Source organism: Wenyingzhuangia sp. IMCC45467 (assembly GCF_054111205.1).
The window spans coordinates 1,641,843-1,655,444 of record NZ_CM134196.1; the positions used below are offsets into that span (position 1 = coordinate 1,641,843).

9 protein-coding genes are annotated in these 13,602 nt (G+C 31.5%); all 9 read left to right on the forward strand.

All coding sequences use genetic code 11. The features are described from left to right. The first annotated feature begins 40 nt into the window (after nt 1-40). A complete protein-coding gene (locus ACXGQT_RS06920; RefSeq protein WP_457830669.1) occupies nt 41-3,469 on the forward strand; it encodes a PAS domain-containing hybrid sensor histidine kinase/response regulator in 3,429 nt (1,142 codons plus the stop codon). Nucleotides 3,470-3,526: 57 nt separating this feature from the next. Beyond that, nucleotides 3,527-4,693, forward strand: a complete 1,167-nt coding sequence (locus ACXGQT_RS06925) for a hybrid sensor histidine kinase/response regulator (protein ID WP_457830670.1) — start codon at nt 3,527-3,529, stop codon at nt 4,691-4,693. Between the two features lie 121 nt (nt 4,694-4,814). After that, the gene (locus tag ACXGQT_RS06930) at nt 4,815-6,260 is read left to right on the forward strand and encodes a RimK family protein (RefSeq protein ID WP_457830671.1); all 1,446 of its coding nucleotides are present in this window, start codon (nt 4,815-4,817) and stop codon (nt 6,258-6,260) included. 2 nt (nt 6,261-6,262) lie between these two features. Then, nucleotides 6,263-7,489, forward strand: a complete 1,227-nt coding sequence (locus ACXGQT_RS06935) for a carboxylate-amine ligase (RefSeq protein ID WP_457830672.1) — start codon at nt 6,263-6,265, stop codon at nt 7,487-7,489. A 3-nt stretch (nt 7,490-7,492) separates the two neighbouring features. After that, the gene (locus ACXGQT_RS06940) at nt 7,493-8,194 is read left to right on the forward strand and encodes an N-formylglutamate amidohydrolase (protein WP_457830673.1); all 702 of its coding nucleotides are present in this window, start codon (nt 7,493-7,495) and stop codon (nt 8,192-8,194) included. A 131-nt stretch (nt 8,195-8,325) separates the two neighbouring features. Next, nucleotides 8,326-9,168, forward strand: a complete 843-nt coding sequence (locus tag ACXGQT_RS06945; protein WP_457830804.1) for a bifunctional helix-turn-helix domain-containing protein/methylated-DNA--[protein]-cysteine S-methyltransferase — start codon at nt 8,326-8,328, stop codon at nt 9,166-9,168. Next, the gene (locus ACXGQT_RS06950) at nt 9,169-9,768 is read left to right on the forward strand and encodes an alpha-ketoglutarate-dependent dioxygenase AlkB family protein (RefSeq protein WP_457830674.1); all 600 of its coding nucleotides are present in this window, start codon (nt 9,169-9,171) and stop codon (nt 9,766-9,768) included. 236 nt (nt 9,769-10,004) lie between these two features. Beyond that, entirely contained in the window at nt 10,005-12,824 is a 2,820-nt protein-coding gene (uvrA, locus tag ACXGQT_RS06955) for an excinuclease ABC subunit UvrA (protein WP_457830675.1), read from the forward strand. A gap of 56 nt (nt 12,825-12,880) precedes the next feature. Further along, nucleotides 12,881-13,600, forward strand: a complete 720-nt coding sequence (locus tag ACXGQT_RS06960) for an LOG family protein (protein WP_457830676.1) — start codon at nt 12,881-12,883, stop codon at nt 13,598-13,600. The last annotated feature ends 2 nt before the right edge of the window (nt 13,601-13,602 follow it).

Here is a 13,602-nt window from a genome sequence, read left to right on the forward strand (position 1 = left end):
CTTTAAAAATCTTAAAATACATCTGTTAAAAAATACAACCATGATTCCTACTAAGTTATTTAACAAAAGATTACTTCTACTTTTTTTAAGATTATGGTTAGTCTCTTTAGCGGTAATATTAGGAATGTCTTTTTTTATATACAACTCTAAAAAAGAGACTGAAATAAAAAACCTAAAAGAATATGAAGTAAAAAAAACCAAACTTCAGGTAAATGAAATTATCAACGATTTTGTAGCCATAAAAAGAGATCTTTTTTTTATAGCAAGCTTAGTTTCCTCTACCAAACAATTCAATTCTTTAAAAAATAAAGACTATAACACTTTAACAGATGAAATCAAAAGTTTTTCCGAAAACAACAAACTATATGATCAAATTAGAGTTTTAACTCCTAATGGTGATGAAGTTTTAAAATGTGTATACAGTCAAGGACTCCCCATAATAATGGCAGACTCTTTACTAAAAAACAAAGAGGATAGATATTACTTTAAAGAGATTTCTAAAATAGACCAAGGTGATATTTATTTTTCAAAATTTGACTTAAACGTTGAATTTGGAAAAATAGAAATCCCTTACAAACAAGTTCTCCGAGTAGGTTGCAAAGTAACCAATAGCATAGGTGAAACTACAGCTATAGTTATAATAAATTATTTGGGGGTCGATTTGGTTAAAAGAATTGAAGCTTTAAATATTAATAGCCACAGCGAAATTCATTTAATAGATCCTAACGGTTACCTTTTAATATCTCCTAAAAAAGACAATAATTGGGGTTTTATGTTTGATGACAAAAAAGACAAAAACTATCTACAATTTTATCCAAAAGCATGGCAGCAAATAAAAAACACTAGCAAAGGACAACTTTTAACAAACAACGGGCTTTTTACTTATAATACTCTTAATTTTAGAAACGTAGTAAAAACAACCAATAGCAATAGTATTAATTATTTTGCCACTGATGATTTTTGGAAAGTAGTATCAATAGTTCCCTATACCTTTATAAAAAGTATAAAACAAGAGTTGCTCTATTCACTATACTCACCAATTATTTTCTTTATTATACTAGCTTTAATCACCTCCTATGTTTTTGCTTACTATCACGTTAAAAATATTCTTTCTGAAGAGGAAGTTTTTAAACTAGCATCCGTAGTAAAAAGCAGTAGCAATAGTGTTATTATAACGGATGTTTATGGGAATATTGAATGGACAAACGAAGCTTTTGAAAAATATTTTGACAAGCATTTAAAAAACATAACCGGACAAAATATTTTTAAAATACTCACAAGCAAAACCACTCCTAAGCAACAACAAAAAGAGCTTAAAAAGGCTATTTCAAACAAACACAATACCAAAATAGAGATTGTAAACACAAACAAATACAATCAAGAATTTTGGATGAACCTAAATATTAAATTTATTCACCTAGGAAAACATCAAACAGATAATAAATTTATTCTTATTGGTACAGACATCACCAATTTAAAAAACAAAGAAAAAGAAATCTTAAACCTTAATAATGAATTAGAAAAAAAGGTAAAAAACAGAACACAAAAACTAGAAATAGCCAATAAAGATCTTTTAAAAAACAGGGAAAAACTTAAAATAAGTAAAGACCGTTTAGAAACTGCTTTTTCTACTGGAGGATATGCTTGGTGGGAATGGAGTTATGAAACCCAAACAATGTTATACAGTAAGTTAATGTATAAAATGATTGGTATTAATAAAAACGATATAGACACCAATTCTGCCTGGTGGACAGAACGTATTCATCCTGATGATATAGCTCCTTTACACCAAAAAGTAGAAGAACATATAAAAGAAAAAACAGACTCTTATAGCGCAACATATAGAATTAAACATATAAACGGAAACTATATTTGGATTCAAGTTAATGGAAAAATAGAAACCTATAACGAAGACAATACTCCTTTAAAAATGGTAGGAATTTTACAAGATATTTCTATTATTAAAAAAGCAGAAGAAGAGATTACCAAAGCCAAAAATGCTGCAGAAGCAGCCAACAAAGCTAAAAGCGACTTCCTAGCCAATATGAGTCATGAAATTAGAACTCCTATGAATGCCATTATTGGATTTTCTGAACAACTGTCTAACTCTTTAACAAATAGCAAACAACTCTCTCAAATTAATCTGATTAGAACTAGTGGTAAAAACCTATTAAGAATCATCAATGATATTCTAGACCTCTCAAAAATTGAAGCGGGTAAACTAGAAATAGATCCTACTCCCGTAAACTTAAAGGATTTGGGAGCACATATTCAAAGTATTTTTGAACAAACCACTAGCGAAAAAGACATTACATTTACTACAACCTATAACAAAGATATTGCCAACACTGTTGTTATTGACGAAGTTAGAACCAGGCAAATACTCTTTAACCTAGCAAGCAATGCTGTTAAGTTTACAGAAAAAGGAGGGGTACAAATTCATTTTGAAACACAACCTAATAAAGAAAACATTAACCTTATTATTACTGTAAAAGATACTGGTGTTGGAATTCCAGAAGATCAATTAAAACATATTTTTAGTCCATTTATTCAAACAAGAGGACAAAGCGTTATTAAATATGGAGGTACTGGTTTAGGATTATCTATCACTTCTAAATTGGTTGAAAAAATGAAAGGAAAAATTAGCGTTCATAGTCAGGTAAACACTGGTAGTACCTTTACTGTTTTTATACCAAACATTGCTGTTTCTACTGAAACCATCATTTCTGAGAATGCTGCTTTTGACACCTCTAAAATTGTTTTTAACAAAGCCAAAATACTTGTGGCCGATGATGTTACTGAAAACAGAGAACTTATTATTGATTTACTAGAAACTTCTCCTGACATAACCATTATTGAAGCTAGTAATGGTAAAGAAGCCGTAACACTAACCGAAGAACACCTCCCTGATCTTGTTTTAATGGATTTGCGAATGCCAGAAATGAATGGTGTAGAAGCCACTAAGATTCTTAAAAAAACAGAAAACACTAAAAACATTCCTGTTTTTGCTATTACCGCATCAATCAAAAGTAACACAGAAAAAGAAAAGTTAAAAAATATTTTTGACGAGTATGTCATCAAACCTTTAGACATAGAATTGTTTTACAAAGTACTAGCAACACAATTAAGCTACACAAGTCTAGATAAAGAGTTGGAAGAAGCACCTAAAAAACCTCTTATAAAAATAGAAATAGAAGATATTAACAAGCTTCCTGAATTCATCAACATTTTAGAAAATGATTTTTTACCTAAGTACAATTCAATAGTAGAAAAGCAAATTATTAATGAAATAGAAGAGTTTGGTAAAGCACTCTCTATAACCTCTCAAAAACACAAAATAAAATCAGTTGTTAAATACAGTGAGAGTATTTGCGAATATGCAGACAACTTTGAGTTTGATAAACTTATGTTTACTCTAAAGAAATTCCCTAAATTAATTACAGATTTAAAAAAACAATTACAAAACTAATCCTTAATTTCGTTTTATATATCACTATTAAAAGTTGATTATCATTATATACTATCCATGGAAATTTTAAAAACAAAAACCCCAAAAATTTTAATTGTTGACGATCAGCAAAAAAACATTCAAGTATTAGGAAGTCTGCTAAAAGCCGAAAAATACATTATTGGAGTTGCCATGGATGGAAAACAAGCCATTAGTGCTTTATCTAAATCTAAAGATTATGATTTAATTTTATTAGACATTAATATGCCTGTAATGAATGGATATGAAACTTGTTCCATTATTAAAACAGATGAACAACTAAAAGACATCCCTATTATTTTTTTAACTGCTATGGCAGATAAAGAAAGTATTCTTAAAGGATTTGAAGTTGGTGGACAAGATTATATTTCTAAACCTTTTGGTTCCCAAGAATTATTATCAAGAGTAAAAACTCATTTAGAATTAAAAATTAGTAAAGACGAGTTAAAAAACATCAACAGTAAACTAGAAGAAAAAGTTAAATTAAGAACCGAAGAATTAGAAAAAGCAAATAAAGAATTAGAAAGTTTAGATGCTGCAAAAAATGATTTTTTAGCTATTATTAGTCACGAAATAAACACCCCACTTAACGGTATTTTAGGTTTTGTAAACGTATTAAAAGATGAGTTAAGAACTTCTGAACTTATAGAATTTGTAAACCTTTTAGATGAATCTGCAAATCGCCTTTTATCTTTCTCTAAACTTAGCTTAAAAATTACAGAACTAAGAACTAAAAAAGATATTTTTAAAAAATCTACCATTCAGTTAAAACAAGTTTTTGGGTTAACTGAACTTAAATTATCTAAAAAACTACAAGCAAAAAACATCCATTTAAAAATAGATGACAATATTGATAATTTTATTGTAAACGGAGATCCTGCCTTAATCTTATATGCCTTAGAAAACATCATTAAAAATGCTATAGAGTATTCAGAGAAAGACAGTAACATCACTATAAAAACTGAAATAGAAAATAACAAAACCATTTGTTCTATTATAGACAATGGTGAAGGTTTTAGCAAATACGCTCTAAAACATTTATTCCAGTTATTTGCTTCTGGTAAAGAACATAGTGACAAAAAGAAAGGACTTGGTTTAGCTTTGGTTAAACTAATTATGGAAGTACATAATGCCGAAATCAGTGTAGCCAACAACCCCGACAAAGGAGCTACTGTAAAACTAATCTTTGAAACCCCATCTTCTTAACCCCTAAAAACACAGCACTTAAATTATTAAAAAATTTAACGGTAAATTTCATTTTTTTCTTAATTGTATTATTTTTTAATATACATTTATCCCAAAATTAAAATGATATGAACACCCTTAAATGAACAAGTATATTGTTGTAAATCAACCTGAAAAATGGAATTTTTCGATTGACACAATTATTGTTATTTCTCCTCAAGAATACCTTACCAACCCCAAATATGCCTTGCAAAAAAAAGCAAGAATATTTAACCTTTGTAAAGATTACAGCTATCAATCTAAAGGATATTATGTTTCTTTATTAGCAGAGGCTCGTGGACATTTGGTATCGCCAACCGTTAAAAACTTAGTAGATTTAAAAACCTTAAAAATTGTTAGAATTTTATCTGATGAATTTGATAATGTTATTCAACAAAGTTTAAAAAACATTAAATCTAGAGAGTTTACTTTAAGTATTTATTTTGGTCAAAACGTTGCTCAAAAATACAAGGAATTAAGTAGCTTGTTTTACAAGCATTTTCAAATTCCGTTTGTGCGTGTAAACTTTGTTTTTAACAACAAGTGGCAAGTACAAAGCATTAAACCTATTTCCGAGGCAGAAATTCCTTTGGAACACATGGAAGATGTGCAAATTTTTGCCAATCAATATTTTTCTAAAAAACGTTACGATAAACCTAAACTAACCAAATACGATTTTGATTTGGCTATTCTGGTAAATCCTAACGACCCTGCTCCTCCTAGCAATACCAAAGCCATTAAAAAGTTTATGGACATTGCAGAGAAAATGCATATTTATACAGAAGTTATTCAGCCTAAAGATTTGTCTAAACTCACTTCTTTTGATGCTTTGTTTATTAGACAAAGTACCGAGGTAAATAACGAGGCATATATGTTTGCTCGCAAGGCACAACAAGAATCTATGGCCATTGTAGATTATCCTGATGCTATTTTAAAATGCTGTAACAAAGTGTACATGGCAGAAGCTTTACAAAATGCCAACATTGCAACTCCAAAAACAGCTATTATACATAACGATAACAAAGAAAAAGTAATTGATACCATTGGTTTTCCTTGTGTGTTAAAAGCTCCAGATTCTACCTTTTCTTTTGGGGTTAAAAAAGCAACTTCTAAAGAAGAATACAACACCATGGTTGGTGAAATGTTAAAAGAATCTGACTTAATTATTGCACAAGAATTTTGCCCATCAGATTACGATTGGAGAATTGGCGTTTTAGATGGCGAACCATTTTTTGCTTGTAAATATTACATGGCCAAAGGGCACTGGCAAATTTATAACTGGAAAGCCAAAAAGAAAAAGGAACAAGACGGATTATCAGAATGTTTACCTATAGAAAAAGTCCCTAAAAAAGTCATTAACATGGCGGTTAAATCAGCCAAATTAATGGGAAAAGGGTTATATGGAATAGACATCAAAGTAATCAACAATCAACCTATGGTGATTGAAATTAACGACAACCCCAATATTGATGTAGGTGTAGAAGATGAATATTACGGAGATGTAATCTACACCAAAATTTTAACAGCACTTAAAAATCGTTTAGATTAAAAATGAAAAATGCTTATCATTTATTTGAAGTATTCGGTATTGAGCTAGAATACATGATGATTGACAAATCTACCTTTAAAATTACTCCAAAAGTTGCAGATTTACTAACTGCAAAAAACGGAGAGTTAAAAGATGATATTGATAACGGAGCCATTGCTTGGAGTAACGAGCTAGTTGCTCATGTGGTTGAAATTAAAACAAATGGCCCAACTGATGAGTTGAATGGCTTGGCTGATGCATTTCATCAAAATATTATAGAAATCAACAAGCTACTAGAACCTTTGGATAGTGAATTGTTAGGAACTGCTTGTCATCCTTTAATGAATCCTTTTACCGAAACCAAACTTTGGGAACACGGTTCTAATGATATTTACGAACGTTACAACACTATTTTTGATTGCAAGGGTCACGGATGGAGCAACCTACAAAGTATGCACATCAACCTCCCTTTTGCTAATGATGAAGAATTTGAAAAACTACATGCAGCTATTCGTATTTTGCTACCTATTCTTCCTGGATTGTGTGCTAGTTCACCCATTTTAGATGGAAAATTTACAGGTTTTAAGGATAGTAGATTAGAGAGTTATAAAACCAATCAGAAAGAAATTCCTGTAATTGCTGGTAAAGTAATCCCTGAACAAGTTTTTAGTAAAGAAGCTTATGAAATTGGAATTTATCAGCCTGTAAAAAAAGCCATTGAACCTTTTAACGAAGATGGAATTTTAGATGAGCATTTTGTAAACTCAAGAGGTGCTATTGCTAGGTTTGATAGAAATGCCATCGAAATTAGAGTGATTGATATTCAAGAATGTCCAAAAGCCGATATTGCCATTGCCGTATTGGTGATTGAAGTTTTAAAATTATTGGTCTACAATCCTTTTACTTCTTTGTCATCACAAAAAGATTGGCATCAAAATGAGTTGGCTAGTATTCTTAACAGAATTATTAAAGATGGAGAAAATTATGAAATCACCAATTTTGGTTATTTAGAAGAATTAGGTTTAGGAGATCATTCTTTGGTAAAAGATGTTTGGCAACATTTATATGAAGATGTAAAAAACAACATCGCTCCACATTACAGAGAAGCCATAGAAATTATTTTATCTAAAGGAACTTTAGCAACTCGTATAGAAAAAGCTTTGGGAGATGATATCACTCCTGAAAACATTTCTGTTGTTTATAAAAAATTAGCTGATTGTTTACAATCAAACATTTTATTCGATATTTAAAGCATGAAATTAATTCTTTCTTGTGAACACGGAGGAAATCAAATTCCTTTAGCCTATGACAAACTGTTTCAAAAACATGAAACAGTTTTAAAAACGCATAAAGGTTACGATCCTGGAGCTTTAGATTTGTTTAAATTTTTAAGGCCTTTAGCGGTGTATTATAAAAGTAACGAAATCAGTCGTTTGTTAATAGAACTAAATAGGTCTTTACATCATCCTGCTTTGTTTTCGGAATGCACAAAATCTTTGAGTAAAAAGGAAAAACAAGTTTTAATTAAACAATACTATTTGATTTACAGAAGTAAAATCACACAGCAAATAGAAAATATTTTAGATTGTAACAAACCTGTTTTTCATTTATCTATACATACGTTTACTCCTGTTTTTAAAGGAGTTTCTCGTAAATGCGACATTGGTATTTTATACGATCCTGCTAAAGAATTAGAAAAAAATATTGCCAAACAATTAAAAGCAGAACTTAAAAAAAGAGCTCCTGAATTAAATGTACGTTTTAACTATCCTTATAAAGGAGTGAGTGACGGATTTACCAAAACCCTCAGAAAACAATTTCCGGAAAAATATGCTGGAATTGAATTGGAAATCAATCATAAGTTTGCCATTCAAAATCAAATGGGCGATGATTTAAAACAAGTGATGTATGATTCTGTGCAAGAAGTCCTAAAACAAAATATTTCTAAAAGATGAAACTTTAGGAGTTTCATCTTTTTTAATTTAATATCTTCTCATTGTCAGTTCGAGTAGCGTTAGCGTATCGAGAACAAGAATCGGGTTTTTAAATTCCACAAGGAAACTTACATTTGTAAGAACTCATTATAATATCAATGGAAAAGAACAGCAATTATCAAATTATAGAAAAAGCCATTGCTTTTATTGAGCAACATAAAAATGAACAACCAAGTTTAGAAACTATTGCCGATTCGGTAAACCTAAGCCCTTCTCATTTTCAAAAATTATTTACCCAATGGGCAGGAGTAAGTCCAAAAAAGTTTTTGCAATACTTAAACATTCAACATGCAAAAAACTTATTAAAAGAACCTAAACAAACCCTGTTTGACACTGCTATAGATACAGGATTGTCTGGTACAGGAAGATTACATGACTTATTTGTTAATATTGAGGGAATGACACCCGGAGAGTATAAAAACCAAGGACAAAACCTCACTATTTATTACCACGACTACCCTAGCGTTTTCGGAACTATTTTAATTGCCAACACCCACAAAGGAATTTGCCATATTTCTTTTATAGATGATTTAGAAAAAGATATTCAACTTTTAAAAAACAGGCTACCAAACGCAACCTATAAGAACGAAAATCATCCTCTACAAAACCGAGCGGTCGATTTATTTAAACATCCGTTAACAAGTAAAATACCATTACAACTACATATTAAAGGAACAGATTTTCAATTAAAAGTTTGGGAAGCTTTGTTAAAAATCCCTTTAGGAAAATTAAGCACTTACGGAAGTGTTGCAAATCAAATAGAGAAACCCAAAGCTAGTCGAGCCGTAGGAACTGCCATTGGTAATAATCCCATAGCTTTTTTAATTCCTTGCCACAGGGTGATTCAATCCACAGGTGTTTTTGGAAATTATATGTGGGGAGCTACCAGAAAAACTTCTATCATTGGATGGGAAGCTGCTAAAACAGAACCATAAATGGATTTATTCAACCCCACACCTACCAATCTTTTACCTTTTGATGGAGAAGTGTTTTATTACCCAAATATCATCAACTTGGCAAGAGCACAAAAATATTATCAAGATTTATTAGATAATATTGATTGGAAAAATGATGAAGCCATCGTCTTTGGAAAGCATATTATTACAGATAGAAAAGTAGCTTTATACGGAGATACTGATTTTTTATACAAATATTCTAACACTACTAAAAAATCGTTACCATGGACAAAAGAACTTTTAAACCTTAAAAAAATAGCAGAGAAAAAAAGCCATATTTCTTTTAATGCTTGTTTGTTAAATTTATATCACAACGGACATGAAAGCATGGGTTGGCATTCCGACAACGAAAAAACTTTAGGCAAACAACCAGTGATAGCTTCCATTAGTTTAGGAGCAGACAGAAAATTCTCTTTTAAACACAAAATCACCAAACAAACAATTTCTTTGGTCTTAGAAAAAGGAAGTTTGTTAATTATGAAAGGGGATACACAAACAAATTGGTTACACAAACTACCTGCTAGTACTCTTATTAAATCTCCTAGAATTAATTTAACTTTTAGAAACATTGTAATCTAAAACACTTCTCGATACCTCGTTTGTTTCCACTTAGCTCCTACAAACGCTACTCGAAGTGACATTAACATCCCATTGTCAGTTCGAGTAATTTTATGAAGTGGAACGAAATAAAATTGTATCGAGAACCTTGTCAGTTCGAGTAGCGTTAGCTTATCGAGAACCTACTTTTAAACTTTAAATCTTAAACCTTGAACATAAAACTATAAATCTTAACTTCGTGCTTTTGCAAAAAACACATGGCAACAAACGAGTATATAGAAGTTTTAGGAGCTAGAGCTCACAATTTAAAAAATATTGATGTTAAAATTCCACGAGACAAGCTAGTAGTTATTACTGGATTAAGCGGAAGTGGAAAATCATCTTTGGCTTTTGATACCATTTATGCTGAAGGACAACGTAGGTATATTGAAACTTTTTCTGCCTATGCTCGTCAGTTTTTAGGTGGATTAGAAAGACCTGATGTTGATAAAATTGATGGACTTTCTCCTGTGATTGCCATAGAACAAAAAACCACCAACAAAAGTCCACGTTCTACTGTAGGAACCATTACAGAAATTTATGACTTTTTACGTTTGTTATACGCTCGTGTTGCCGATGCTTATTCGTATAACACCAACGAAAAAATGGTGAGTTATTCTGATGAGCAAATCAAAGAATTAATTTTGCAAGATTTTGATGGTGAAAAAACGTTGATTTTAGCTCCTGTAGTAAAATCTAGAAAAGGTCATTATCGTGAATTGTTTGAGCAAATTGCCAAGCAAGGTTTTACCAAAGTTCGTGTTGATGGAATTGTAATAGACATCACCAAAGGCATGAAGGTAGACCGTTACAAAACTCACGATATTGAGATTGTGATTGATAGATTGGTGATTAATGCCGAGCAAGAAAAACGTTTAGAAGAAACCATTAAAACTGCCATGTACGCTGGTGACGGTGTTTTAATGGTGATGAAGTTTAACGAAAAAAATGCTCGTTATTTTAGTAGAGCCCTAATGTGTCCTACTTCTGGTATTTCTTACCCTTTACCAGAACCAAATTCATTTTCTTTTAACTCGCCAAAAGGTGCATGCCCAAAATGTAGTGGTTTAGGACATGTGGCAGAAATTGAACTAAAAAAAGTAATTCCAGACAATAGTATTTCCATTAGAGAGGGTGGAATTATTCCTTTAGGAAAACAACAAAACACTTGGATTTTTAAACAACTACAAACCATTGCCAATGCTTATCAATTTAGTTTAGAAGATCCTATTGCCAACATTCCAGAAACTGCCATGGATATTATTCTAAATGGTGGGAAAGAATTTATACAAGTAAAAGCCAAAGTAGCTGGTGTTACCAAAAGTTACGAAATAGATTTTGAAGGAATTGTTTCCTTTATAGAAAGTCAGCATAAAAACACAGATTCTAAAAGTATTCAGCGTTGGGCTAAAGATTTTATGAATGATGTTGTTTGTAGCGAGTGTAACGGAAGTCGTTTAAAAAAAGAATCTCTTTACTTCAAAATTGATGGTTACGATTTAGGAGATTTAACCTCTATGGACATTAAAGAATTGGCAGATTGGTTTTCTAAAATTGATGCCAAATTAAGCAACAAGCAAAAAACCATTGGAGCAGAAATCACCAAAGAAATAAGAACTAGAATTCAGTTTTTATTAGATGTTGGATTAGATTATTTAACACTAAACAGAACCTCTAAATCTTTATCGGGAGGAGAAGCACAACGTATTCGTTTGGCTACTCAAATAGGATCTCAGCTGGTTGGAGTCCTTTATATTTTAGATGAACCTAGTATTGGATTACATCAACGTGATAACGAAAAACTCATCAACTCTTTAGAACAGTTACGTGATGTAGGAAACTCTGTTTTAGTAGTAGAACACGATAAAGACATTATGGAACGTGCAGACCATGTAATAGATATTGGTCCTGGTGCAGGAGTTCATGGTGGACAAATTGTTAGTCAAGGTTCTTATGATTTATTTTCTAAAGTAGAAACCTTAACTGCTGATTACTTAACAGGAAGAAAAAATATTGAAATTCCTAAAAAACGCAGAGAAGGCAACGGAAAAGAATTGGTGTTAAAAGGAGCTACAGGTAATAATTTAAAAAACGTAACCGCTCATTTTCCATTAGGGAAATTGGTTTGTGTTACAGGAGTGTCTGGTAGCGGAAAATCTACCTTAATTAACGGAACCCTCTACCCTATTTTAAATGCACATATTTACAACGGAGTTAAAAAACCTCAACCCTATAAAAGCATAGAAGGTTTGGAGCATATTGATAAAATTATAGACATCGATCAATCTCCAATTGGTAGAACTCCACGTTCTAACCCAGCAACCTACACCAAAACCTTTGACGAAATCAGAAGTTTATTTGCCAAAACTCCAGAAGCTATGATACGTGGTTACAAACCTGGTCGTTTTTCTTTTAACGTAAAAGGAGGTAGATGTGAAACTTGTGAAGGTGGTGGAATGCGAGTGATAGAAATGAACTTTTTACCCGATGTACATGTAGAATGTGAAACCTGTCAGGGAAAAAGATTCAATAGAGAAACCTTGGAAATTCGTTATAAAGGAAAATCTATTTCCGATATTTTGGAAATGACCATTAACGAAGCAGTGAGCTTTTTTGAGCACATTCCAAAAATTTACAGAAAAATTAAAACCATCAAAGAAGTTGGTTTGGGTTATATTACCCTTGGACAGCAATCTACCACATTATCTGGTGGAGAAGCACAACGTATTAAACTAGCTGCAGAATTATCTAAAAGAGACACTGGAAACACTTTTTACATTTTAGATGAACCTACTACAGGATTACATTTTGAAGATATTAGAGTATTGATGAATGTGATTCAAAAATTAGTAGATAAAGGAAATTCTGTATTGGTCATTGAACACAATATGGATGTGATAAAACTAGCCGATCATATTATTGATATTGGTCCAGAAGGTGGTAAAGGAGGTGGTAAAATTATTTGCACTGGAACCCCAGAAGAAATAGCACAACATAAAAAAAGCTATACGGCTCGATTCTTGAAGAAAGAACTATAACTCATGTACTATTTTTCGTATCTTAACATGAGTTAACTTATTAAAAATATTACAGAATGACCGAAAAGGAAAAAGAAGACGAAAGAATCTATAATAAATTTGAACAAAAAGATTGGAATGAAATAAAAACCAACGACTCTTGGGCAGTATTTAAAATTATGTCTGAGTTTGTTGATGGATACGAAAAACTAGGGAAAATAGGTCCCTGTGTTTCTATTTTTGGATCGGCAAGAACCAAGCACGGAGACAAAAATTACTTACTTGCCGAAGAAATTGCTTTTAAATTAACCAAAAGTGGTTTTGGAGTCATTACAGGTGGTGGACCTGGAATTATGGAAGCGGGTAACAAAGGAGCTAATAAAGGAAATGGGGTTTCAGTTGGGTTAAATATAGACTTGCCTTTTGAACAACACAACAATCCTTGGATAGATAAAGACAAAAGCTTATTTTTTGATTACTTTTTTGTAAGAAAAGTAATGTTTGTAAAATACTCTCAGGGGTTTATTGTAATGCCTGGAGGATTTGGAACATTAGATGAATTGTTTGAGGCCATCACTTTAATTCAAACCAAAAAAATTGGTCGTTTTCCTATTGTATTAGTGGGTACGTCTTATTGGAGTGGATTACTAGACTGGATTAAAGAGCGTTTGTTAGAAGAGTTTAAAACCATTAGTCCAGAAGATTTAAACTTATTTAGATTGGTAGATACTGCCGATGAAGCCGTTGAACACTTAAACAACTTCTACGACAAATATCATTTAAAACCAAACTTTTAATA